This window comes from Actinomadura opuntiae (genome assembly GCF_030283205.1).
Taxonomy (GTDB): Bacteria; Actinomycetota; Actinomycetes; order Streptosporangiales; family Streptosporangiaceae; genus Spirillospora.
The window spans coordinates 230,837-254,290 of record NZ_JASNWF010000001.1; the positions used below are offsets into that span (position 1 = coordinate 230,837).

18 protein-coding genes and 2 riboswitches are annotated in these 23,454 nt (G+C 74.3%); of the genes, 5 read left to right on the forward strand and 13 right to left on the reverse strand.

Translation table 11 applies throughout. From position 1 onward, the window contains the following. Positions 1-174 precede the first annotated feature (174 nt). The gene (gene gcvP, locus QP089_RS01370; RefSeq protein WP_285909274.1) at positions 175-3,051 is read right to left on the reverse strand and encodes an aminomethyl-transferring glycine dehydrogenase; all 2,877 of its coding nucleotides are present in this window, start codon (positions 3,049-3,051) and stop codon (positions 175-177) included. Positions 3,052-3,109: 58 nt separating this feature from the next. After that, a riboswitch (glycine riboswitch) is annotated at positions 3,110-3,219 on the reverse strand. After that, positions 3,220-3,314, reverse strand: a riboswitch (glycine riboswitch). A gap of 311 nt (positions 3,315-3,625) precedes the next feature. On the opposite strand from gcvP, the gene QP089_RS01375 reads away from it, so the two are divergent. Beyond that, the gene (locus QP089_RS01375; protein WP_285909275.1) at positions 3,626-6,082 is read left to right on the forward strand and encodes a lysylphosphatidylglycerol synthase transmembrane domain-containing protein; all 2,457 of its coding nucleotides are present in this window, start codon (positions 3,626-3,628) and stop codon (positions 6,080-6,082) included. A gap of 116 nt (positions 6,083-6,198) precedes the next feature. Here the strand turns inward: QP089_RS01375 and QP089_RS01380 are convergent, their stop codons facing one another. The 8 genes from QP089_RS01380 to QP089_RS01415 all read right to left on the reverse strand — a co-directional run bounded on the left by QP089_RS01380 (position 6,199) and on the right by QP089_RS01415 (position 12,224). After that, a complete protein-coding gene (locus QP089_RS01380) occupies positions 6,199-6,804 on the reverse strand; it encodes a MerR family transcriptional regulator (protein WP_285909276.1) in 606 nt (201 codons plus the stop codon). Between the two features lie 396 nt (positions 6,805-7,200). Next, entirely contained in the window at positions 7,201-7,671 is a 471-nt protein-coding gene (locus tag QP089_RS01385) for a bifunctional nuclease family protein (RefSeq protein WP_151546279.1), read from the reverse strand. 142 nt (positions 7,672-7,813) lie between these two features. Next, complete coding sequence (gene ftsR / locus QP089_RS01390; protein ID WP_285909277.1) at positions 7,814-8,533, reverse strand: transcriptional regulator FtsR; 720 nt, start codon at positions 8,531-8,533, stop codon at positions 7,814-7,816. A 53-nt stretch (positions 8,534-8,586) separates the two neighbouring features. Beyond that, positions 8,587-9,120: an FHA domain-containing protein gene (locus tag QP089_RS01395; protein ID WP_285909278.1), complete on the reverse strand. Its 534-nt coding sequence runs from the start codon at positions 9,118-9,120 to the stop codon at positions 8,587-8,589. Between the two features lie 306 nt (positions 9,121-9,426). Beyond that, positions 9,427-10,173, reverse strand: a complete 747-nt coding sequence (locus tag QP089_RS01400) for a DUF881 domain-containing protein (RefSeq protein WP_285909279.1) — start codon at positions 10,171-10,173, stop codon at positions 9,427-9,429. Continuing rightward, positions 10,170-10,502: a small basic family protein gene (locus tag QP089_RS01405; protein ID WP_285909280.1), complete on the reverse strand. Its 333-nt coding sequence runs from the start codon at positions 10,500-10,502 to the stop codon at positions 10,170-10,172. Before QP089_RS01405 ends, QP089_RS01400 begins: the two co-directional genes overlap by 4 nt. 102 nt (positions 10,503-10,604) lie before the next feature. After that, entirely contained in the window at positions 10,605-11,507 is a 903-nt protein-coding gene (locus tag QP089_RS01410; RefSeq protein ID WP_285909281.1) for a DUF881 domain-containing protein, read from the reverse strand. Positions 11,508-11,579: 72 nt separating this feature from the next. Continuing rightward, on the reverse strand, positions 11,580-12,224 hold the full coding sequence (locus tag QP089_RS01415; protein ID WP_285909282.1) for a LysE family translocator: 645 nt from the start codon (positions 12,222-12,224) through the stop codon (positions 11,580-11,582). A gap of 73 nt (positions 12,225-12,297) precedes the next feature. Here QP089_RS01415 and QP089_RS01420 point away from each other — a divergent pair, with 73 nt between their 5' ends. The 3 genes from QP089_RS01420 (at position 12,298) to QP089_RS01430 (ending at position 16,892) form a co-directional block, all read left to right on the forward strand. After that, positions 12,298-13,638 (forward strand): aminotransferase-like domain-containing protein, encoded by a 1,341-nt coding sequence (locus tag QP089_RS01420; protein ID WP_285909283.1) that lies wholly within the window; start codon positions 12,298-12,300, stop codon positions 13,636-13,638. 85 nt (positions 13,639-13,723) lie between these two features. Then, positions 13,724-15,370 (forward strand): ATP-binding cassette domain-containing protein, encoded by a 1,647-nt coding sequence (locus QP089_RS01425; protein ID WP_285909284.1) that lies wholly within the window; start codon positions 13,724-13,726, stop codon positions 15,368-15,370. Positions 15,371-15,455: 85 nt separating this feature from the next. Next, on the forward strand, positions 15,456-16,892 hold the full coding sequence (locus QP089_RS01430; protein ID WP_285909285.1) for an aminotransferase class V-fold PLP-dependent enzyme: 1,437 nt from the start codon (positions 15,456-15,458) through the stop codon (positions 16,890-16,892). Between the two features lie 27 nt (positions 16,893-16,919). Here QP089_RS01430 and QP089_RS01435 read toward each other — a convergent pair whose 3' ends face one another. Together QP089_RS01435 and clsA are read right to left on the reverse strand one after the other, a co-directional pair. Then, the gene (locus tag QP089_RS01435; RefSeq protein WP_285909286.1) at positions 16,920-19,418 is read right to left on the reverse strand and encodes a mannose-1-phosphate guanyltransferase; all 2,499 of its coding nucleotides are present in this window, start codon (positions 19,416-19,418) and stop codon (positions 16,920-16,922) included. Beyond that, the gene (clsA, locus tag QP089_RS01440; RefSeq protein WP_285909287.1) at positions 19,415-20,086 is read right to left on the reverse strand and encodes a cardiolipin synthase ClsA; all 672 of its coding nucleotides are present in this window, start codon (positions 20,084-20,086) and stop codon (positions 19,415-19,417) included. The genes QP089_RS01435 and clsA overlap by 4 nt, the downstream gene beginning before the upstream one ends. A 135-nt stretch (positions 20,087-20,221) precedes the next feature. Between clsA and QP089_RS01445 the strand changes: the two genes are divergently transcribed. Then, the gene (locus QP089_RS01445) at positions 20,222-20,755 is read left to right on the forward strand and encodes an NUDIX hydrolase (protein WP_285909288.1); all 534 of its coding nucleotides are present in this window, start codon (positions 20,222-20,224) and stop codon (positions 20,753-20,755) included. Here the strand turns inward: QP089_RS01445 and QP089_RS01450 are convergent. Further along, positions 20,742-21,911: a sensor histidine kinase gene (locus tag QP089_RS01450; protein WP_285909700.1), complete on the reverse strand. Its 1,170-nt coding sequence runs from the start codon at positions 21,909-21,911 to the stop codon at positions 20,742-20,744. The genes QP089_RS01445 and QP089_RS01450 overlap by 14 nt on opposite strands. 109 nt (positions 21,912-22,020) lie before the next feature. Beyond that, on the reverse strand, positions 22,021-23,397 hold the full coding sequence (gene gdhA, locus QP089_RS01455) for an NADP-specific glutamate dehydrogenase (RefSeq protein ID WP_285909289.1): 1,377 nt from the start codon (positions 23,395-23,397) through the stop codon (positions 22,021-22,023). Positions 23,398-23,454 lie beyond the last annotated feature (57 nt).

Sequence of the window (23,454 nt, forward strand, 5' to 3'; positions counted from 1 at the left end):
CTCTGGGGGTCGGGGTCCGCCCAGAGCCTAGCGACCGGACCCCGCCCCGTCCCGGCCGACACTCAGAAACCCCACCAAGATCACACCGACAGGACCGTGTCCCGCGCCGGTCGAACACGCGTCCGGAAGACCAGACCCCTGCCGACCGTGACGGGGGTTCAGGGGGTCGTCCCCCTAGTCCTCGAACGCCTCCGGCGGGGGGCAGGAGCAGACGAGGTTGCGGTCGCCGTAGGCCTGGTCGATGCGGCGGACCGGCGGCCAGTACTTGGTCTCGCGCAGCGCGGGGACGGGGTAGGCGGCCTCGTCGCGGGTGTAGGCGTGCTTCCAGTCGTCGGAGACCAGGCAGGCCGCGGTGTGCGGGGCGTTCTTGAGGGGGTTGTCCTCGCGGTCGTAGCCGCCGTCGGCGACGCGCTGGATCTCCCGGCGGATCTCGATCATGGCGTCGCAGAACCGGTCGAGCTCGGCGAGGTCCTCGGACTCGGTGGGCTCGATCATCAGGGTGCCGGCGACGGGGAAGGAGAGCGTCGGGGCGTGGAAGCCGTAGTCGATGAGGCGCTTGGCGACGTCCTCGGCGGTGATCCCGGTCTCCTTGGTGATCTTGCGGAGGTCGGCGATGCACTCGTGGGCGACGAGGCCGTTGCGGCCGGTGTAGAGGATCGGGTAGTGCGGGCCGAGGCGGGCGGCGAGGTAGTTGGCGCCGATGATGGCGCCCTCGGTGGCGGCGCGCAGGCCGTCCGGGCCCATCATCGCGATGTACGCCCAGGAGATCGGCAGGATGCCCGCCGAGCCCCACGGGGCGGCGGAGATCGGGCCGACGCCGGTGCCGGCGGGGCCGGCCTCCTCGCGCAGCGGGTGGTTGGGCAGGAACGGGGCGAGGTGCTCGCGGACGCCGATCGGGCCGACGCCGGGGCCGCCGCCGCCGTGCGGGATGCAGAACGTCTTGTGCAGGTTGAGGTGCGAGACGTCGGAGCCGAACTCGCCGGGGCGGGCGAGGCCGACGAGCGCGTTGAGGTTGGCGCCGTCGACGTAGACCTGGCCGCCCGCCTCGTGGACGGCGGCGCACACGTCGGTGATCGACTCCTCGAACACGCCGTGCGTGGACGGGTAGGTCACCATGATCGCGGCGAGCCGGTCGCCATGCTCGGCGATCTTGGCGTGCAGGTCGTCGAGGTCGACGTTGCCGCCCTCGTCGCACTTGACGACGACGACGCGCATCCCGGCCATGACGGCGCTGGCGGCGTTGGTGCCGTGCGCCGACGACGGGATCAGGCAGACGTCGCGCCGCTCGTCCCCGCGCGAGGCGTGGTACCCGCGGATGGCAAGCAGCCCGGCCAGCTCGCCCTGGGACCCGGCGTTGGGCTGCACGGACACCTTGGCGTATCCGGTGATCTCGGCGAGCGCGTCCTCCAGCTCGCCGATCAGCTCGACGTAGCCGGCGGCCTGGTCGAGCGGCGCGAACGGGTGGATGTTCGCGAACTCCGGCCAGGTGATCGGCTCCATCTCGGCGGTGGCGTTCAGCTTCATGGTGCAGGAGCCGAGCGGGATCATCGAGCGGTCGAGCGCGATGTCCTTGTCCTGGAGCTTGCGCAGGTAGCGCAGCATCGCGGTCTCGGAGCGGTGCGCGTGGAAGACCGGGTGGGTCAGGTAGGGGCTCTCGCGGCGCAGGCCGTCCGGGATCGCCTCCTCGGCGCCGGCGACGTCGGCGGGCACCCCGAACGCCTCCAGGACGGCGGTGACGTGCTCAGGCAGCGTCGTCTCGTCGCAGGCGACCGCCACGTGGTCGGGGCCGGACGGGCGCAGGTTGATCCCGCGCTCGCGGGCGGCCTCGACGACCTCCGCGGCCCGTCCCGGCACGCGGGCGAGGACGGTGTCGAAGAACGCGCCGTGGACGACCTCGACGCCGCCGGCGCGCAGCCCCGCGGCGATCTCGGCGGCGCGGCGGTGCGTCCGCTGGGCGATGGCGGCGAGTCCCTCGGGGCCGTGGTACACCGCGTACATGCTCGCCATCACGGCGAGGAGGACCTGCGCGGTGCAGATGTTGCTGGTGGCCTTCTCGCGGCGGATGTGCTGCTCGCGGGTCTGGAGGGCCAGCCGGTAGGCGGTCGCGCCGTCGGCGTCGACGGACACGCCGACGAGGCGTCCGGGCAGCTGCCGCTGGATGCCGTCGGCGACCGCCATGTAGCCGGCGTGCGGGCCGCCGAACCCGTACGGGACGCCGAACCGCTGCGCCGAGCCCACCGCGATGTCGGCGCCGGACTCCCCCGGCGGCCGCAGCAGCGTCAGGGCGAGCAGGTCGGCGGCCACGACGACCTTCGCGCCGCGCTCGTGCGCCTGTGCAGCGATCGGCTCCAGGTCGCGGACGGCGCCCGACGCCCCCGGGTACTGCAGCAGGACGCCGAAGAAGTCGCCGCCGGGCAGCCCGCCGGACAGGTCCGCGGTGACGACCTCGATGCCGAGCGGGACCGCCCGGGTCCGCACGACCTCGATGGTCTGCGGCAGTACGTCGGCGTCCACCAGGAACGTCCCGGGCTCCTTGCGCTTGGACACGCGGTGCGCCAGGGCCATGGCCTCGGCGGCGGCGGTGCCCTCGTCCAGCATGGAGGCGTTGGCGACCGGCAGGCCGGTCAGGTCGGACACGGCCGTCTGGAAGTTCAGCAGCGCCTCGAGGCGGCCCTGCGAGATCTCCGGCTGGTACGGGGTGTAGGCGGTGTACCAGCCCGGGTTCTCCAGCACGTTGCGCAGGATGACGCCCGGCGTGGTCGTCCCGTGGTAGCCGAGGCCGATCATCGAGGTGAGGACGGTGTTGCGGGACGCCAGCTCGCGCAGCCGGGCCAGCGCGGCGGTCTCGCTCAGCGCGGGCGGCAGCTCCAGCGGACGGGAGGTGCGGATCCCGGCCGGGACGGCGTCGTCGACCAGCGCCTCGGCGCCGGAGTAGCCGATGGCGGCCAGCATCCGGGCCCGCTCGTCCGGGGACGGGCCGACATGGCGGTCGGCGAACGTGGAACGGGGATGCTGCGGCGAGGCCACGGGGGCGAAGAACTGGGCGGTCATGGAGAGCCTCCTGGCTGCTGCGGTCGCTCAGGGCCGCCGCCGGCACGGCCGGCGGCCGGTCTCCCCCTCTGTCATCGGCACCTGAGAGCTTCCCCCGCGCGCGGGATTTCCCCTTCGGTGAGCCGCCCCTCCCCGTCACGGGGATCGGCGCCTGCTTTCCAGAGGTGCCTCGCCCGAGCGGTCCTTTTGCCTGAGAGGTTCCGGGGAGGTTGCCCCTTCGGCGCCCCACGCTGGCCGCGTGGGGTCTCTCCCGCACAGGGTCGACGGCATGTCCGGAACAAACCCTACCCAACCATCCCCCCGGCGATCGTCGGGCGCCCCCGCGAACCGTCGCATGGGCGGCGCCTCGCGCCGCGCGGAACCGGGGTGATGGGCGGCCGGGGCATCTACCGGCAAGTACGATGTGCACAGCTCACCGGGGCGGGACGGGCCGCGGGCCGTGCCCGGCCCACCGGGCGGCACGGGCCGCGACGCCGCCCGGACGGCCGGCCGGACCGGGGGCCGCCGTTCGACGGCGCCCCGCCGGCCCTGGGACGCTGATCACGATGGCGGACGGTCAGGGCGGCGGTACGGCGTGACACAGACCCACGGCGGGACGGTGCGCCCGGCGACGGGCGCCACCGCCGGCGTCCCCGTGGACGAGCCCGCCCAGCCGGACCGGATCCGCCGCTCCTCCGACGCGATCAGGTTCGGGGTCTCCTGCGTCGGGCTGGCCGTGGTGATGCTGCTGGTGTCGATCGCGCAGCAGACCACGCACGGGCTGCAGACCGACATCGCGCAGGGCACCGCGCACGCCCCCCGGATGCTGCTGTCGCTGGCCACCCTCGCCTCCAGCTTCGGCGTGCTGACCGCGCCGATCGCGTTCGCGGTCGAGCGGCTCCTGCACAAGGACGGCATGCGGGTGGCGATCGCGCTGCTGGCCGCCATGATCGCGTTCGGCGTCACGGTCGGGCTGGACGACTGGGTGACCAGCGCCGCGCCCGGCGGGGTGCTGGACTCGCTGATCTGGGGCGGCACCAGGACCGCGCCCGTGCACACCGACATCGCCCCGGTGATCGCGTTCGTCACGGCGGTCGGGATGGCGGGCCGGACCCGCTGGCTGGCGGTGACGTGGACGCTGATCGGGCTGGCCGCGCTGACCGGGCTCACCGCGTCGTACGCGTCCGTCGCGGCGCTCGCCGCCACCTACCTGCTCGGCCGCGCGATCGGCCACGGCACGCTGTACGCGGTCGGCACGCCCAACCCGCGGCCGTCCGGGACGGCGGTGGTCTCCACGCTGGAGCGGCTGGGGATGTGCCCGCGCCGCGCCGCCCGCCTCGACGACCCCGGCGAGACGGGCCAGGACCGCCGCTACGGCGTCGTCCTCGACCCCGAGGACGACGGGCACCGCGCACCGCGCGGGACCGGCCGCTGGGACCTGGAGGTCCGGGTCCTGGACCGCGACCAGCAGACCGCCGGGCTGCTGTACCGGATGTGGCGGACGCTGCGGCTGAGCCGCACCACCACGGGCCGGGCGCTGCGCCCGCTGCGCCGCTCCCTGGAGCTGGAGTCCCTGATGGCGTACGCGGTGGACGCGGCGGGCGTGCGCACCCCGCGGCTGGTGGGGACGTCGGAGGTCGGCACGGAGGCGGCGCTGCTGGCCTACGAGCACGTGCCGGGGCGGCGGCTCGGGGACGTCCCGGACGAGGAGGTCACCGACGGGCTGCTCACGGACGTGTGGCGGCAGTTCCGGCGGCTCCAGGACGGCCGGCTCGCGCACCGGCGGCTCGAGGACGACGCGGTCCTCGTCGGCGACGACGGCCGGGCCTACCTCACCGACATGCGGTCCGGCGAGATCGCCTCCGGCGACCTGGCGCTGCGGCTGGACCTCGCGCAGCTGCTCACCACCGTGGCGCTGCGCGCGGGCCCCGAGCGCGCCGTGCGGACCGCGGCGTCCGTGCTCGGCGAGGACGCGCTCGCCGCGGCGGTCCCGCTGCTGCAGCGGGTGGCGCTGTCGCGGGCGACGCGGACGGCGCTGCGCCGCGACCGGGACCTGCTCACCCGGATCCGGGAGCAGATCGTCGCGCTGAAGCCGGCGACGGAGGCGGCGCCGGTCCGGCTGGAGCGCTTCCGGCCCCGGACGATCTTCAGCATCGTCGGCCTGTCGGTCGCCGGGTACATCGTGATCCCGCAGCTCGGCAGCCTCGACTTCGCGCACCTGCTGTCGACGGCGACCTGGCACTGGGTGTTCATCGCGCTCGCCGCGTCGGCGGCCACCTACCTCGCGGCGGCGTACATGCTGCTGGGGTTCGTGCCGGAGCGGCTGCCGGTCGGGCGGACGGTGCTGGTGCAGGTCGCCGCGTCGTTCGTGCAGCTGGTGGCGCCGGCGGCGGTCGGCGGCGTCGCGATCAACACCCGCTTCCTGCAGCGCTCGGGCATCCGCTCGGGCCCGGCGGTCGCCAGCGTCGGCGCGTCCCAGCTCGTCGGCCTGGTGGTGCACGTGCTGCTGCTGGCGCTGTTCGGGTTCCTCACCGGCTCCACCCACAACGCCTCCAAGGACCTGGCGCCGTCCCGCACGATCGTGATCGTGGTGCTGGCGCTCGGCCTGGTCGCGGGCGCGGCGCTGACGATCCCGCGGGTGCGGCGGTTCGCCGCGTCCCGGCTGCGGTCGATGTTCTCGGGCGTGGTGCCGCGGCTCGTGGACGTCCTGCAGTCGCCGCGCAAGCTGTCCACCGGCCTCGGCGGGACGGTGGGGCTGACGGCCGCGTACGCGCTGTGCCTGGACGCCTCGATCCGGGCGTTCGGCGGGTCCCTGCACTGGACGGCCGTCGTGGTGGTGTTCCTGACCGCCAACGCGGTCGGCTCGGCGGTCCCGACGCCGGGCGGGCTCGGCGCCGTCGAGGGCGCGCTGACGCTGGCGCTGACGATCTCGGGGCTGACGGCGGAGACGGCGACGTCCGCGGTGCTGCTGTACCGGCTGCTGACGCTGTGGCTTCCGGTCCTGCCGGGCTGGGCGGCGTTCGCCTACCTGCAGCGCAAGGACGCGATCTGAGGGGCCGGGTCCGTCGAGGGGGTCAGGTCCGTCGAGGGGTCGAGTCCGTCTCGAGGGGCCGGGCTTCCGAGGGGACCGGGGCTTTCGAGGGGTGGTCTGCGGGTGGCCGGAGGGGGTCAGCCGGTGCGGCGGGCGCGCCGGCGGTTCGCCAGCTCATCGTGGGGGTGGTCGTGCGGGTCGGGGTCGTCGGTGGCCGCCCGTTCGCCGGGAAGCTCCGCCAAGCTTCCCTCCACCTCCTGCCACACCCGGCCGAGCGCGATCCCGAACACGCCCTGCCCGCCCTGCAGCAGATCCACCACCTCGTCGGCGGAGGTGCACTCGTACACGCTCACGCCGTCGCTCATCAGGGTGATCTGCGCCAGGTCCTGGACGCCGCGGTCGCGCAGGTGCGTCACCGCCGTGCGGATCTGCTGCAGTGACACCCCCGTGTCCAGCAGCCGCTTCACGACCTTCAGCACCAGGATGTCGCGGAAGCTGTAGAGCCGCTGGCTGCCCGATCCGTGCGCCGCGCGCACGCTCGGCTCGACCAGCTTCGTGCGGGCCCAGTAGTCCAGCTGCCGGTAGGTGATCCCCGCCGCGGCGCACGCCGTCGGGCCGCGGTAGCCGACATCCTCCGGCGGCGCCGACACCTGCGTGTCGAAGAGCAGGCCCTGCTCTCCGGCGCGCTGTGACGCCATGTGCCTGTCGGGGGTCGCCTTGCCCTCGCCGCTGCTCACCGCCACGCGGACCTCCGGCTTCTATCAGCCCGTGGCGCTTCGTCAAGGGGGTTTGACGAATTACACCACGGGTGTTCCACCAGCACGGTAGGTGCCGGTCAGGGTGTGGTCAACGTTCGCCGTCGGCGCGTCGCATGCCCGGATGAACCGGCTTCACGTGGGCAAACTGCGCACCTTCGCCGCCACCGCACTCCTACCCCGATGGTCGCCCCTCGGAAACTGCCAGGTCCAGGGCAATGCACGACCAATCGCGGCACGACACGACCTTACCCCCCGAAGTGACATTCCCCACTTCATCCCGGAGGCCCGGCCCGCACCGCTCCATCACACAGCGTAACCGATGCCCGCTCCAAGACAGGGCACGAGGGCGAGCGCGGCTTGCGGGGTTCCGTTGGGCGCGGCCTAACCGGCGCGGCCGAAGTCCTCCGGGGAGATCGTGTCGAGGAACTCGCGGAACTTCTCGACCTCGTCCTCCTGCTCGTCGGGGATGGCCACGCCGGCCTCCTCGAGGACGTCCTCGCTGGCGAAGATCGTCGCGCCGGTGCGCAGCGCGAGCGCGATGGAGTCCGACGGGCGGGCGCTCACCTCGACGCCGTTGGAGAAGACCAGGTCGGCGAAGAAGATCCCCTCGCGCAGGTCGGTGATGTTCACGGTGCGCAGCTGGACGCTCAGGGCGTCGAGCACGTCCCGGAAGAGGTCGTGGGTGAGGGGACGGGCGGGCAGCACGCCCTGCTGGGCGAAGGCGATCGCGGTCGCTTCGACCGCCCCGATCCAGATGGGCAGGTAGCGCTCGCCCTCCGTCTCCTTCAACAGGACGATGGGCTGATTGGAGGGCATCTCGACCCGGACGCCGACGACCTCCATCTGCTTCACTGCGGCTCCCTGCTGGTCGACGCTGTCTCGATCACCACGTGCACCGGTCGGATCCTCGACGAACCCTGTAGCCCAACGTACACCCGACCCCGGACGCGGTGCGGCGGCGGCGGGGCGGCAAATGCCCGCGCGGTCCGGGTGATCAGGGGTCCAGGCTTTCGCGCAGCCCCGCCGACAGCAGCGCGGCGTGCAGCCGGGCCGACAGCGCGGCGATGTCGCGCGCGGTCTCGGCGGCCTGGTCGTGGGCGCCGGGGCTGCGGCGGCGCAGCTGCGGGGCGACCATCTGCTCGATCAGCCCGACCTGCCGGTCGGCGGCGGCCTTGGCGGCGCGCAGGTGCCGCACCTCGAAGCCGTGCTCGCCGAGCGCCGCGGCGGCGCGGGCGACGGTCAGCGCCTCGCCGTCGTAGTGGGTGCCGTTGCGCCGGACGAGGCCGTACTCCTCCAGGTCGGCGAGCAGGTCCTCGCCGATCCCGGCGCCGTCCAGCAGCTGGCGGCGGGTCAGCCGGACGGCGGGGTCGGGCGCGTCGGCGCCGGCCGCGACGAGGGTGCGGGGCCGGCGGGACGGCGCGTCCGGGCGGGCGCCGAGCGGCGGGACGGCCTCGCCGCGGTCGCGGGCCTGCAGGTACTGCCGGATCGCGCGCAGCGGCATGTAGTGGTCGCGCTGGGCGGTGAGCACGAACCGGAGCCGCTCCACCTCGGCCGGGCCGAACTTGCGGTACCCGGACGGGGTGCGCTCGGGCTCGACGAGCCCCTCGGACTCCAGGAACCTGATCTTGGAGATGGTGATGTCGGGGAACTCGGTCCTGAGCAGCCCGAGGACGTCCCCGATGGTCATCGGGGACCGGGCCGGCCGCGCGTTCAAGGGCCCTCCCATCGTCGCCGCGCCCCCGTGCTCCCCCGCCGTCCCGGTTCCGCTCAGGCGTGCGCCGGGTTGGTCAGGAAGACCAGCCGGAACTTGCCGATCTGGACCTCGTCGCCGCCGGACAGGCCCGCCTGGTCGATCCGCTGCCGGTTGACGTAGGTGCCGTTCAGGCTGCCGACGTCGCGGACGGAGAACGTGCCGCCGTGCCGGGCGAACTCGGCGTGCCGGCGGGAGACGGTGACGTCGTCCAGGAAGATGTCGCTCTCGGGGTGCCGGCCGGCGGACGTGCGGTCCTTGTCGAGCAGGAACCGGCTTCCGGCGTTCGGGCCGCGCTTGACGACCAGCAGCGCGGTCCCGGGCGGGAGCGCCTCCATGGCGGTCTGGTCGGGGCCGGCCTGCTCGCCCTCGTCCTGGCCGGTGTCCAGCGCCTCGAAGCCGCCGATGGAGATCGTCGAGGTGGACTCGCCGGGCGACTCGCGGTACGACGGCGGCTGGGCGCCCCGCGTCAGCGGGGTGCCGCAGTTCGAGCAGAAGCGGGCATCATCCGGGTTGGCGTGACCGCACTGCGTGCAGTAGACGCTCGGCATAGATCGGCTCGGCCTCCTACCATCGGCGCGCCGCCCGCGGACGCCCCGCTGCTCGCGGGGGCCGCCTGCGCCACGCGCATCCTTCACCCAACCCACGCCGGGGACCCGCCCCCGACCACGGTCCTGCTCACCGCCCGCGCACGCGACGGTCGCCGCAACTTACGCGGGTCTTGCCCGAGGGGTCAACCGGAACGGTGAACCGACCGCACCAAACTACCTTCGCCGATGATCGCCGGTCTACGCCGCCGCGCGGACGGCGCCGCCGGCGACGTCCGGGACGGCCGCTCACCGATCCCCCCGTTCCCTCTACGGAGACCGTATCGCGCTCACGGTCACTTTCGCGCGCGGGGTGATCGAGACGGTGGCGCCGGCGCCCTGGAGCGTCCGGACGACGCCGCCCGGGATGTTGAGCGCCGTGATCAAGGTGTGCGGGTCCCCGATGGCCAGGAACGTGTAGGGGGCGCGCAGCGGGTGCCCGTCGGCGACGACGCCGTCGCGGGCGTCGAGGAAGTAGGTGTCGACCCCGGCGCGGACGCCGTTGACCTGCACGACCTCGGCGCCGGCGTCGCGGAGCTCCTGCAGCGCGTCCAGCAGGTCGCCGGCGCGGACGCCGCCGCGGGGGTCTTGAACGGCCAGCTCGATCCCCGGCCCCTCGGCGGGGAGGGTGCCCGCGAGCAGCCCGTAGGTGGTGGCGCGCTTGCGCGCCTCCTCCAGCGCGGCGTCGCCCTGCGCGTCGCGCTGCAGTTCGGCTTTGGTCTCCTCGAGGTCACGTATGTCGCCCCGGAGCCGCTCGGACCGCTGGCCCAGATCGGCCAGGATGCCGACCAGCTCGTCCTGCCGGGCGGTGGCGAAGGTGGTGTCGCGCTTGGTCGACTGGATCTGCACGACCACCGCGAAGCCCACCACCACGCACAGCAGGCCGCCGATGAGCTGCCCCCAGCTAGCCCTGGGCCGCAGCAGCTCGATCACCCCGGTCAGGGCGCCGGGCCGGGCCTGTTCCGGCTCGGTGGGCGTCTCGGCGCCGGGCGGCGCCTCGCCGTCGTCGCCGCTCATGCGCCGAACAGCTTCCGCCGGATCCCCGCCGCGTTGGCGAAGATCCGGATGCCGAGCACGACCACCACGCCGGTGGACAGCTGGGAGCCGACGCCCAGCTTGTCGCCCAGGAACACGATCAGCGCCGCGATGACGGTGTTGCTGAGGAACGAGACGACGAACACCTTCTCGTCGAAGATCCCCTCCAGCCGGGCCCGGACGCCGCCGAACATGGCGTCGAGCGCGGCGACGATCGCGATGGGCAGGTAGGGCTGCAGCCACAGCGGGACGTCGGGCTGCAGGACGAAGCCCAGCGTCACGCCGATCACCAGCCCGATCAGCGCGATCATGCCCGGTCCGTCCCTTCCCCGCCCGCCGGCCCCAGGTTCATAGCCCCTGCGCTCCTCGCCCCCGCGTTCATCCCGCCCACGTTCATCGCGCCCATCGCCGCGTCACCCGCCCGCTCCCGGAGCGGGCACGGCGTACCTCAGCGCGAGCGCGCCGGCCGCGGGCAGCCGCGCGCCGGACGTGCGCCGTGTGCCGTACCGCAGGCCGTAGCGCTCTTCCAGGGCGCGCAGCCTGCGGTCGGCGGCCGAGCCGGTGAACGCCTCGCGCATGCGGTCCGGGTCGCCGAGCGCCGTCACCTCGTACGGGCCGGACAGCGGACGGTAGTCGACCAGGATCGCCTCGCCCGCGGTGCGGATCGCGGTGACCGGCGTGAGCCGCCGCCCGTTGATCCCGATGGCGGTGGCGCCCGCCGCCCAGAGCCCGTTGACCAGCACCTGAAGATCCTGATCATAGACCCGGCCGCCCGCGCCGCCGCCGCCATCGTCACCGTCGGAGCCGGCGCCGGGCGCGTCGTCCACGGTGACGACGAGGCCGGAGCCCCCCGCGGGCTCGGCGGCCGCGGCGGCGGCCTGCGCGGTGAGGTCCTGCCGGGCCCGGCGGCCCGCTGAGCTGCGCGCGAGGGCGGCGGCCCGCTCCTTGCCGGTGTCGGCGCGCAGCCGGTCGAGACGGCGCTGCAGGGCGTCGGTCTCGCCGGTGCGGGCGTGGATCTGGTCGATGAGGCGGGAGCGCTCCTTGGCCGCCACGGGCTCGCTGCGGCGCACCTGGACGCCGGCCACGGCGATCAGGACGCCGATGGCGACCAGCACCGCGATCATCCCGCTCCCTCGCAGGCGCCCGCCGCGCGGACGGGTCCCGCCGGCGGCCGCGCGGCGCGCCGCGGCCTCGGCGTAGCCGGGGTCGAGCAGCTTGCCGGAGAACAGGTCGGACAGCAGGGACATCGACGCGTCGGGGCGGCGCCATCCGGCTTCCCGCTCCGCCTCGTCCGGTCCCCGTCGTCGCGCGATCACCGCACCATGATGGCAAGCCGTACCAAATCGAGCGCCGTCCCCCGGCCCGGCGCGCCGATCGGACGGTACCGGTCAGGTGACGGCGGCGCGCGTGCGGTCCAGGCCGATGCGCACGGCGAGCCCGCCGAGCACGGTGCCCATCGCGTAGCGCTGGACGCGCTGCCAGGCCGGGCGGCGGGCCAGGAACGCGGCGATGCCTCCGGCGCCGAGCGCGATCAGGCAGTTCACGGTGATCGCGACGGTGATCTGGGTGAGCCCGAGCAGCAGGCTCTGCAGGGCGACGTGGCCGCGCGAGGGGTCGACGAACTGCGGCAGCAGCGACACGTACAGGATCGCGATCTTGGGGTTGAGCAGGTTGGTCACCAGGCCCATGAGGAACAGCCGCCGCGGCGGGTCGGCGGGCAGCTCCCTGGGCGCGAACACGGCGGTCCCGCCCGGCCGGACCGTCTGCCACGCCAGCCACAGCAGGTAGGCGGCGCCGGCGATCTTCAGCGCCGCGTACACCGGCGGGACGACCTGGAAGACCGTCGTGATGCCGGCGGTGGCGGCCAGCACGTACACGAGGAAGCCGAGGGCGACGCCGCCGAGCGAGATGAACCCGGCGCGGCGGCCCTGCGTCACCGACCGCGACACCAGGTAGATCATGTTCGGCCCCGGGATGAGGACGAGCCCGAGCGCGACGAGGGCGATGCCCGCCAGGGAGGAGGGAGAGATCATTGCACCGATGCTAGCTATCAGCTCAATTCGGTGCAATACTGACAATGTTCTCGGTGCAATGCGGAGGAGCGGCATGGACGACTACCGGAGGGTCGCCGATGCGGTCGCCGCCGACATCGCGGCGGGGCGGCTGCGTCCCGGCGACCGGCTGCCGCCGCAGCGCGCGTTCGCCCGCCGCCGCGGCATCGCCGCCTCGACGGCCGCGCGCGTCTACCGGGAGCTGGGTCGGCGCGGACTGGTGGTCGGCGAGGTGGGGCGCGGGACGTTCGTGCTCGCCGCGGACCGGCGGCCGGCCCCCGCGCTGGCCGAACCGGCGGACGCCCGCGTCGACCTGGAGCTCAACTACCCGGTCGTGCCGGAGCAGGCCCCGCTGCTGGCCGCCGGCCTCGACCGGCTGACGCGCCCGGACGCGCTGGACGCGGCGCTCGCCCCGGTCGGCGTGGCGGGCACGCCGACGGCGCGCGAGGCCGCGGCAACGCTGCTGACCGCGGGCGGCTGGGCGCCCGCGCCGGACGCGGTGCTGTTCGCCGGGAGCGGCCGGCAGGCGATCGCCGCGGTGGTGGCCGCGCTGATCCCGGCGGGCGGGCGGCTCGCGGTCGAGGCACTGACCTACCCGGTGATCAAGGGGGTCGCGGCCAGGCTCGGCGTCACCCCGGTCCCGGTCACGATGGACAAGCACGGGATGGTCCCGGACGCGCTCGCCGCCGCCCACCGCGCCGCGCCGCTCGCCGGCGTCTACGTCCAGCCCACGCTGCACAACCCGTACGGGACGACGATGCCGGAGGCGCGGCGGGCCGAGCTCGCCGACATGCTCGACCGGCTCGGGCTGTATGCGATCGAGGACCGGATCTGGGCGTTCCTGCGCGCGGACGGCCCGCCGCCGCTGGCGTCGTTCGCCCCGGACCGCACGGTCCTCGTCGACAGCCTCTCCAAGCGCCTGGCGCCCGGGCTGAGCGTTGGGTTCGCGGTCGCCCCGCGGCGGGTGGCGGGCCGGGTCGCCGCCGCGCTGCGGTCGGGCGCGTGGGCGCCGGCGGGCTTCGCGCTGGAGGCGGCGGCCGGCTGGATCGCCGACGGGACGGTCGAGACGATCGTCAAGGCGAAGCGGGAGGACGCCGCCGGCCGGCAGCGCATCGCGGCGCGGCGGCTGGCCGGCGCCGCCGTCCGGTCCGATCCGGTCTCGTACTTCTGCTGGTGGGAGCTGCCCGCGCCGTGGCGGGCCGAGACGTTCGTGGCCGCGGCCGCGCGGCGCGGCATCGCCGTCACGCCCGCCGCCGCGTTCGTGGTGGGCGGTGCCGCCGCGCCGCGGGCGGTCCGGTTCGGCCTGGCCTCGCCGCCGCGCGACGTCCTGGCCCGGGCGCTGGACGTGCTGGCGGAGATCGCCAGCGGCACGCCCGACGACGTCTCCGTCGACTGAGCAGGGGCGGCGCTGGACGCGGGCCCCGGCGTCGTTCATGTTCTTCTGGGGGCGGGCGGCCCTCCGGAGCGGATGGGGGCGTGGCGTGATCGAGGTGCGCGGGGTCGGGCAGCGGGTGGACGGGGGGCGCCGCACGCTGCGGGACGTGTCGCTGACGATCGGGGCCGGGGAGCTGGTGGCGATCATCGGCGGCAGCGGGTCCGGCAAGACGACGCTGCTGGACGCGATCGCCGGAGTGCGTCCGCCCGCCGAGGGCGAGGTGCGCTATGAGGGCGCCACGGGCTCGCTGGGGTACGTGCCGCAGGACGACATCGTCCACATGGACCTTCCGCTGCGGCGCACGCTGCGGTACGCCGCAGGCTTGCGGCTGCCCGCGGGCACGGCTCCGGAGGACGCCGAGAAGGCCGTGGACGGCGTGCTGGACGACCTGGCCCTCACCGGGCGCGCGGGGCAGCGCGTCGGGAGCCTGAGCGGCGGGGAGCGCAAGCGGGCGAGCATCGCGGTGGAGCTGCTGACGCGTCCGCGGGTGTTCTTCCTCGACGAGCCGACCTCGGGCCTCGACCCGGCGTCGGCCGCCGACCTCATGCGGCTGCTGCGCGGCCTCGCCGACGCGGGCACGACCGTCGTCATGACCACCCACCATCCGCCGGACGTCGCGGTGTGCGACCGGGTGGCGGTGCTGGCGCTGGACGGGCGGCTGGCCTTCCACGGCTCCCCGGACGAGGCGCTGGAGGAGTTCGAGGCCGGCGCGGTCGACGACATCTACCTGCGGCTCGCCGGCGCCGCGTCGCCCGGCTGGGAGAACCGGTTCCGCCGCCCCGGCGGCGGCGCGGCGGCCGGGCCCGGAGTGGGGGCGGTACGGCAGTGGGCGCTGCTGACGCGGCGCAACCTCGATCTGCTGACCCGCAACCGGCTGACCCTCGCGGTGCTGGCGGGGTCGCCGGTCATGGTGCTGGCGATGTTCGCGGTGCTGTTCCGGCCGGGCGCGTTCGCGCCGGACTCGCCGAGCCCGGGCGCGACCGTGATGATCCTCTTCTGGATCGCCTTCGGCGGGTTCTTCTTCGGGCTGACCTACGGGCTGCTGCAGGTCTGCACCGAGCTGCCGGTGCTGCGGCGCGAACGGCTCACCGGCCTGCGGATCGGGCCGTACGTTCTGGCGAAGGCCGCCGTCCTGCTGCCGCTCCTGGCGGTGGTGGACGCGCTGATGCTCGGCGTCCTGCGCGCTCTCGACCGGCTGCCGGCGATGGGGTGGCGGACGTTCGGGGAGCTGTTCGTCACGCTGCTGCTGTGCTCGGTGGCCGCGCTGGCGCTGGGGCTGCTGGTGTCGGCTTCGGTGACCGACCCGGCGCAGGCGACGATGGCGCTGCCGATGCTGTGCTTCCCGCAGGTGCTGTTCGTCGGCGCGATCCTGCCCGTCCCGGTGATGGCGGCGCCGGGACGGTGGCTGAGCTGCGCGATGTCGAACCGGTGGGCCTTCGAGGCGCTCGGGCACAGCCTGGGCGTCGAGCGGCTGTGGGGGTCGGGCCGCTCACCGCTGGGACCGCCGCTGCTGGCCTCCTACGGCGGCACGTTCTCGCGGGCGGTGACGGCGGACTGGGCGATCCTCGCCGGCTTCACGGCGCTGTTCCTCGCGGGGACGGCCGCGGTCCTCGCCCGCCGCACCCGGACCTCCCCCGGCCTCCCGTCCCGGCCGGCGCATAGAACCTCCCCAAACTCAGACACACCGTCCTAAAAAGGTCATAACATCCCCTTGTCGCCCCTTCCTCGATTTCGGACCGTTCTGATGAGGAGTGCGGTTTGTACTCGGGGGTGCGAGAATGTCCGCTTCAATCGATTCCTGGGCGGGGACGACGCCCGACGCCGACGCCGAGTACGCCTCGACCCGCCGGCTGGACGAGCTCCGGGCCGCGGAGTACCGCCACCTCGACGCGGACGGCCGCGTCTACCTGGACTACACCGGGTCGGGCGTGGCGGCCGATGCGCAGATCCGCGCGCACGCCGCACGGCTCCTCGGGCACTGCTACGGCAACCCGCATTCGGAGAACCCGACCTCCAGCGCGTCGACCGAGCTGGTCGAGCGGGCGCGCGCCGCGGTCCTGCGCTTCTTCAACGCCTCCCCCGCCGAGTACCAGGTCGTGTTCACGCCGAACGCGACGGGCGCGTGCCGCCTGGTCGGCGAGGCGTACCCGTTCCGGCGCGGGACCCGGCTGGTGCTCACCGGCGACAACCACAACTCGGTGAACGGGATCCGCGAGTTCGCCCGGGCGCGCGGCGCCCAGGTCGTCCACCTGCCCGTCCGCGGGCCGGAGCTGCGCGTTCCGGGCGACGACGTGCGCGGCGCGCTCGCCCGCCGGCGCGGGCTCCTCGTCTACCCGGCGCAGAGCAACTTCACCGGCGTCCAGCACCCCCTGGAGTGGGTGGACCTCGCGCACGCGCACGGGTACGACGTGCTGCTCGACGCGGCGGCGTTCGTCCCCGCCAACCGCCTCGACCTCAGCCGGACGCGGCCCGACTTCGTCCCCGTCAGCTGGTACAAGGTGTTCGGCTACCCGACCGGCGTCGGCGTCCTGGTCGCGCACCGCGCGGCGCTCGCCCGGCTGCGCCGCCCCTGGTTCGCGGGCGGCACGATCCAGGCGGTCAGCGCGCTCGGCGGCTGGCACGTCCCGGCCGGCGACGAGACCGCGTTCGAGGACGGCACCCTGAACTTCCTGTCGATCCCGGACGTGGAGTTCGGCATCCGCTGGATCGAGGACATCGGCGTCGACCTGATCCACCGCCGGGTCGCCCGCCTCACCTCCTGGCTCCTGCACCGCCTCGGCGGGCTGCGGCACACCGGCGGCTCCCCAATGATCCGCGTCTACGGCCCCGGCGGCGCGGACCGGCGCGGCGGCACCGTCGCGTTCAACGTGCTCGACCGGCGCGGCCGCATCGTGGACGAGCGGATCGTCGCCCGCGACACCACCGCCGCCGGGATCTCGATCCGCACCGGCTGCTTCTGCAACCCGGGCGCCGGGGAGGGCGCCTTCCGCATCTCCGAGCGCGCCCTGCGCGACCGCCGGACGCTGCGCGGCGGCATGCGGAACCTCGACGAGTACCTCGACCTGCTGCACCTGCCGAGCGGCGGCGCCGTCCGCGCCTCGCTCGGCCTGGTGTCCAACGTCACAGACGTCGAGCGGCTCGTCGCCTTCCTGGCGGAGACCTACGGCGACCGGGAGCCCGACGCGACCGGCCTGAGGCCCCGCGAGCGCTGCTGACCCCCGCGCGCCCCAAGAGCCCGTGCCCTAGGAGCCCGCGCGCTCGACGACGACGGCCCACTCCTCCAGCAGTTCCTGCGCGGCGTCGGCGTCCGGGCCCTCGGCCCACAGGTGCGTGACGGCCTCCGCCGGGTCGGGCAGCACGAGCACCCAGCCGCCGTCGTCCTCCACCACGCGGACCCCGTCGGTGGTGTCGAGGGTGCGGCTCCCGGCGGCCTCCACCACGTGCCGCATGACGCTCCCCTTGGCCGCCCACGGCGTCGGGACGGACCGGCGCAGCAGATGCGCGACGGGGATCCGCCGGTCGATCTGCGACAGCGTCAGCCGCGTCCGCGCCACCAGCCCGACCAGCCGGGCGAACGCCGCGATCCCGTCGACGGTGCCGCTGAACTCCGGCATCAGGAACCCGCCCCGGCCGTCCCCCGCGAAGATCACGTCGGGCCGCGCGGCGGCCTTGGTCAGCACGTCCTGCGAGGTGGAGGTCCACTCCACCTGGACGCCGTGGAACCGGCAGACCTGCTCGGCCACCCGGGTCGTGGTCACCGGCAGCGCGACCCGGCCGCCGCGCCGCTCGGCCGCGACCAGGTCGAGCATCACCAGCAGCGCCCGGTCGTCGGGGACCAGCTCGCCGTTCTCGTCCACCAGCGAGATCCGCTCCCCGACCGGGTCGAACCGGACGCCGAACGCCGCCCGCGACGACGACACCAGGGCGCCGAGCCGCTCCAGGTCGCGCATCCGCTCGGGGAGCGTCTCGGTCGGGTTCGCCTCGTCCAGCGCGTTGTTGCGGGTCAGCACCTCCACCCCGACCATGCCGAGCAGGCTCGGCAGCACCAGCGACGCGACGCCGCCCGCGCAGTCCAGCACGATCTTCAGCCCGGCCTCGCGGACGCCGCTGATGTCGATGCGGCGCAGCAGGTCGCGGGTGTAGGTCTCCACCACGCGCGGCGGGTAGCTCAGCTCCGCGATCTCGCCGGGGAAGGCGCGCCGGTACTCCTGCCGCCCGAACACCCGCTCCAGCTTGCGCTGCGCGGCCTGCGACAGGTCCGCGCCGTCGGGGGCGAGGAACAGGATGTCGACGCCCTGCGGGTCGCCGAGCGTGGTGCGGATGTAGATGCCGCCCGCGCAGTCCTCCCGGCCGGTCTCGAACCGGGCGACGGTCAGCGGCGTCGCCTCCAGGTCCTGCACGTTGATCGCGCTGGCGGTCAGCGCGCTGATCACCGCGCGCTTGAGCGTGCGGGCGGCGCGCGAGACGTCCCGCCCGGCGACGACCGTGGTGCCCTTCTTCAGCGTCGTCGCGTACGCGCTGGCCAGCCGTACCGCCAGCTCCGGCGTGATCTCCACGTTGACCAGCCCGGACACGCCGCGCGGCCCGAACAGGTTGCGCTGCCCGCGCGACTCCCAGATCACGCTGGTGTTGACGACCGCGCCCGCCTCGATCGTCTTGAACGGGTAGACCTTCACGCCGCTGGAGACGTACGCCTCGGCCTCGATCACGCACTCGTCGCCGACGATCGCGCCCTCCTCGACCCGGGCGCCCGCCATGATGTCGGTGTTCTTGCCGATCACGCAGCCGCGCAGGTTCGTCGACGGCGCGACGAACACGTTGTCGTGGACGATCGCGCGGTGCAGGAACGCGCCCTCCTTCACCACGACGTTGCTGCCGAGCACGGTGTACTCGCGCAGCTCGACGCCCGCCTCGACCTTCGCGTAGTCGCCGATGTACAGCGGGCCCTTGAGGACGGCCTCGGCGTCGACCTCGGCGCCCTCGGCGACCCATACGCCCGGCGACATCTCGAACCCGTCCAGCTCGATGCCGACCTGCCCCGACAGCATGTCGGCCTGCGCCTTCAGGTAGCTCTCGTGGGTGCCGACGTCCTCCCAGTAGCAGTCCGCGACGTACCCGTACAGCGGCGCGCCCTCGGCCAGGAGCTTGGGGAACACGTCGCTGGACCAGTCGACGGACTCGCCCGCCGCGACGTGGTCGAGGACCTCCGGCTCCATCACGTAGATGCCGGTGTTGACGGTGTCGGAGAACACCTGCCCCCACGTCGGCTTCTCCAGGAACCGCTGCACGCGGCCCGCCTCGTCCACGATGATGATCCCGAACTCCAGCGGGTTCGGCACCCGCTTGAGGCCGATGGTGACCAGGGCGCCGTTGCGCTCGTGGAAGCGCACCATGTCGGTCAGGTCGATGTCGGTCAGCGCGTCCCCGGAGATCACCAGGAACCGGTCGTCGCGCAGCGCCGCCTCGGCGTTCTTCACGCTGCCCGCGGTGCCGAGCGGCACCTCCTCGGTCGCGTAGCTCAGCGACATGCCGAGCTCCTCGCCGTCGCCGAAGTAGTTGCGGATCAGCGCCGCCAGGAACTGCACCGTGACGACGGTCTCGCTGAACCCGTGCCGCTTCAGCAGCCGCAGCACGTGCTCCATGATCGGCCGGTTGACGAGCGGCAGCAGCGGCTTGGGCTGGTTGGCGGTCATCGGACGCAGCCGCGTCCCCTCGCCACCCGCCATCACGACGGCCTTCATCGGGGGGTCTCAGCTCCCTTCTGCTCGCCGGCCGGGGACCGCGCGCCCGCGCCGGGCGCGCGCTCGGGTGGCGCGCCGCGGCCGGCCAGCACCAGTTGCCGCGTCTGCGCCCAGTACAGGACGGCCGCCCACCAGTACAGCGCCGTCCCCCAGATGGCGAAGGACCACCCGATCACCTTCGCCGCGGTGCCCGCCGCCCCGTCATGGTCGCCCAGCAGGAGCAGCGGGAAGGCGTACAGCAGGCACAATGTGCCCGTCTTGCCGATGAAGTGCACGGGGAGCGTCCCGCCGTACCCGAGCCGCCGCACGATCGGCGCGATCGGCACGATCGCCAGCTCGCGCGCGACGAGGGCGGCCAGCAGCCACAGCGGGATGATGTCGCGGATCGTCAGGCCGACCAGGGTCGCGAAGATGTACAGCCGGTCGGCGGCCGGGTCCAGCACCATGCCGAGCTTGCTGGTCTGGTTCAGCGCCCGCGCCAGCTTGCCGTCCAGCCAGTCCGACAGGCCGGCGAACACCAGCAGCCCGAGCGCCCACCAGTCCTGCTCGACCAGGACCAGCCACAGGAAGAACGGGACGCCGACGAGCCGCGCCATGCTGAGCAGGTTCGGCACCGTGAAGATCCGGTCCCCCGCCGCCTCGGCCGCCGTGCCGGCCTCAGTGCTCACCGCTGCGCTCCCCTCCCTGACAGCGCCCTTCGGGCGATGGCCCTGGGGTCCGGGGGTCCGCCCCCGGAGGTCGCGCCGTCCCCTTGATCCTGACCCTACCGGTAAGGGTTTGAAAGCCCCCGATAGCGTCCGGCCATGCGATGGACGGTGCACGGCGAGAGAACGATCTACGACAGCCCCTGGATGGACGTGCGGCTGGCCGACGTGGAACTGCCGGACGGCCGGCGCTTCGACCACCATCTCGTCCGGGTGCGGCCCGCGGCGGGCGTGGCGGCGGTCGACGGCGCGGGCCGCGTGCTGCTGATCTGGCGGCACCGGTTCATCACCGGCGCCTGGGGGTGGGAGATCCCGGGCGGCCGGGTGGAGGACGGCGAGGACCCGGCGGAGTCGGCGGCGCGCGAGCTGGTCGAGGAGACCGGGTACCGCGCCGGGCCGCTGGAGCACCTGCTGGCCGTGCGGCCCTCGCCCGGACTGCACGACGGGATCCATCACGTCTACCGCGCGGACGGCGCCGAAAAGATCGGCGAGCCCACCGACGTGGAGGCGGAACGCATCGAGTGGGTGCCGCTGGAGTCGGTCCCGGAGCTGGCGGCGCGCGGCGAGATCGGCTCCGGCTCCACCCTGTCGGGCCTGCTGTTCCTCTACGCCCGGTCGGTCAGCCGGGGGTGACCGGCTCGGCGCCGGAGCGGTCGGCCGCGCACGGCAGGACGGCGGTGACGACGAACCCGCCGTCCTCGCCCGGGCCGGCGTCCAGGGTCCCGCCGACGCTGCGCGCCCGCTCGATCATGCCGAGGATCCCGAACCCCTCCGGCCCCGCGCCGGAGGGGCCCCGGCCGTCGTCGGCGACCCGGACGACGAGGCTGCCGTCCTCCCGCGCGAGGGTCACGGTGACGCGGCTCGCGGCGGCGTGCTTGACAACGTTGGTCAGGGCCTCCTGCACGATCCGGTACGCCGCGACGCCGACCTCCGGGGGCGCCGACCCTGCGCCGTCGGCGCTCAGCGTCACCTCTAGCCCGGCGGACCTGGCCGCCTCCGCCAGGCCGCCGATGGCGTCCGGGCCGGGCAGCACGGCGGGTCCGCCGACGTCGGTGCCGCGCAGGACCTGCAGGGTGCCGCGCAGCTCGGTGCGGGCCTCCCGGCAGGTCGCCGCGATCGCCTTCAGCGCCTCGGCCAGCTCCGCGCGGTCCAGCGGCCGGTCGCCCGCGGCCAGGTGCGCGGCGGCGCCCGCCTGCACGCCGATCACGGTGATGCTGTGCGCGAGCAGGTCGTGCAGGTCGCGGGCGATCCGCAGGCGCTCCTCGGCGACCCGGCGGCGGGCCTCCTCCTCGCGGGTGCGCTCGGCGCGCTCGGCCCGCTCGGTGATCGTCGCCACCCGGGCCCGGTGCGACCGCCAGACCTGCACGGCGATCACCACCGACACCACGGCCTCGACCACCGCGATCTGCTCGCGGACCGAGGCGCCGCCCGCCCGCATCGCCATGCCGATCACGCACACGCCCAGCAGGAAGGCGACCACGCCGAGGACGAGCCGCACGCGGCGCCCGAGGACGGCGTAGGCGAACAGCGCGATCACCTCGGCCGGCACCAGCGCGTGATGCTGGTACTGCAGCAGGTGGTAGGGCAGGACCAGGACCACCAGCGCGATCAGCGCCGGTGTGGGCCGGTCCCTGAGCACCGCGAGCGGGGTGTGCGCGGCGAGCAGCAGGAGGGCGCCCAGGGCGTCCAGCTCCCGCACTCCGGGCCATGCGACCGCCAGCGCGAGCGCCGCGACCGCGAGCGCCGCCGCCAGCAGGGCGTCCCGGGTCGCCGGGCCGGACCGGGGCATCGTCACCACGGGCCCATCCTCCACGACGGCGCGCCGTCCGCGCATCCGGGGCCGCCGGACCGTGCCCCGCGCGCGGTCCCCAGGTGCACCGGCCGCGTGCCCGTACGGGTCAGATGAGGCCCTGCGCGAGCATCGCCTCGGCGACGCGCTCGAACCCGGCGATGTTGGCGCCGACGACGTAGTTGCCGGGCGCGCCGTAGCGCTCGGCGGTCTCGTCGCAGGTGTTGTGGATCCGCGTCATGATCCCCGCCAGCTCCGCCTCGGCCTGCGGGAACGTCCACATCTCGCGGCCCGCGTTCTGCCGCATCTCCAGGGCGCTGACCGCGACGCCGCCGGCGTTGGCGGCCTTGCCCGGCCCGAACGCCACGCCGGCCTCCTGCAGCACGTGGACCGCCTCCGGCGTGGCCGGCATGTTGGCGCCCTCGGAGACCGCCTTCACGCCGTTGCGGACGAGCATCCGCGCGGCCTGGGCGTCCAGCTCGTTCTGCGTCGCGGACGGCAGCGCGATGTCGGCCGGCACGTCCCAGACGCTGCCGCCCTCGACGAACCGGGCGGAGCCGCCGCGCCGCTCGGCGTAGTCGGAGACGCGGCCCCGCTCGACCTCCTTGACCTGCTTGAGCAGGTCGAGGTCGATGCCCTTCTCGTCGACCACGTAGCCGCCCGAGTCGGACGCGGTGACCACGTTCGCGCCGAGCTGCTGGGCCTTCTCGATGCTGTAGATCGCGACGTTGCCGGATCCGGACACGATGACGGTCTGGCCGTCCAGGTCCTCGCCGCGCTTGCGGAGCATCTCCGCGGTGAACAGCACGCTGCCGTACCCGGTCGCCTCCGTGCGGCAGGCCGAGCCGCCCCACGGCTGCCCCTTGCCGGTCAGGACGCCCGCCTCCCAGCGGTTGCTGATCCGCCGGTACTGCCCGAACAGGAAGCCGATCTCGCGGCCGCCGACGCCGATGTCCCCGGCCGGGACGTCGGTGTCGGCGCCGATGTGGCGCTGCAGCTCGGTCATGAACGACTGGCAGAACCGCATCACCTCGGCGTCCGAGCGGCCGCGCGGGTCGAAGTCGCTGCCGCCCTTGCCGCCGCCGATGCCGAGCCCGGTCAGCGCGTTCTTGAAGATCTGCTCGAAGCCGAGGAACTTCACGATGCCGAGGTTCACCGTCGGGTGGAAGCGCAGCCCGCCCTTGTACGGGCCGAGCGCGCTGTTGAACTCGACGCGGAAGCCCCGGTTGACGTGCACCGCGCCCGCGTCGTCCGTCCACGGCACCCGGAAGACGATCTGCCGCTCCGGCTCGACGAGCCGCTCCAGCAGCCCCGACCCGGCCAGCTCCGGGCGGGCCGCGACCGCGGGTCCGAGCGAGTCGAGCACCTCGTGGACGGCCTGGTGGAACTCGGGCTCGCCCGGGTCCCGCACCAGGACCCGCTCGTAGATCCTCTCCAGCACGGTGCGCGTGCCGGTCGCACTCGGCGTCCGGGGGGCTGCGGGCATGCGGCGTTCCTTCCTCGCACGGCGGTCAGGACGTGGTGATCATGCGTTTCCACTCTA

What these genes read in the sequence shown, in the direction of transcription:
- gcvP (WP_285909274.1), bottom strand. Translation starts at nt 3,051, where the DNA reads ATGACCGCCCAGTTCTTCGCCCCCGTGGCCTCGCCGCAGCATCCCCGT.
- QP089_RS01395 (WP_285909278.1), bottom strand. Translation starts at nt 9,120, where the DNA reads ATGCCGAGCGTCTACTGCACGCAGTGCGGTCACGCCAACCCGGATGAT.
- QP089_RS01400 (WP_285909279.1), bottom strand. Translation starts at nt 10,173, where the DNA reads ATGAGCGGCGACGACGGCGAGGCGCCGCCCGGCGCCGAGACGCCCACC.
- QP089_RS01405 (WP_285909280.1), bottom strand. Translation starts at nt 10,502, where the DNA reads ATGATCGCGCTGATCGGGCTGGTGATCGGCGTGACGCTGGGCTTCGTC.
- QP089_RS01415 (WP_285909282.1), bottom strand. Translation starts at nt 12,224, where the DNA reads ATGATCTCTCCCTCCTCCCTGGCGGGCATCGCCCTCGTCGCGCTCGGG.
- QP089_RS01420 (WP_285909283.1), top strand. Translation starts at nt 12,298, where the DNA reads ATGGACGACTACCGGAGGGTCGCCGATGCGGTCGCCGCCGACATCGCG.
- QP089_RS01430 (WP_285909285.1), top strand. Translation starts at nt 15,456, where the DNA reads ATGTCCGCTTCAATCGATTCCTGGGCGGGGACGACGCCCGACGCCGAC.
- QP089_RS01435 (WP_285909286.1), bottom strand. Translation starts at nt 19,418, where the DNA reads ATGAAGGCCGTCGTGATGGCGGGTGGCGAGGGGACGCGGCTGCGTCCG.
- QP089_RS01445 (WP_285909288.1), top strand. Translation starts at nt 20,222, where the DNA reads ATGCGATGGACGGTGCACGGCGAGAGAACGATCTACGACAGCCCCTGG.
- QP089_RS01450 (WP_285909700.1), bottom strand. Translation starts at nt 21,911, where the DNA reads ATGCCCCGGTCCGGCCCGGCGACCCGGGACGCCCTGCTGGCGGCGGCG.
- gdhA (WP_285909289.1), bottom strand. Translation starts at nt 23,397, where the DNA reads ATGCCCGCAGCCCCCCGGACGCCGAGTGCGACCGGCACGCGCACCGTG.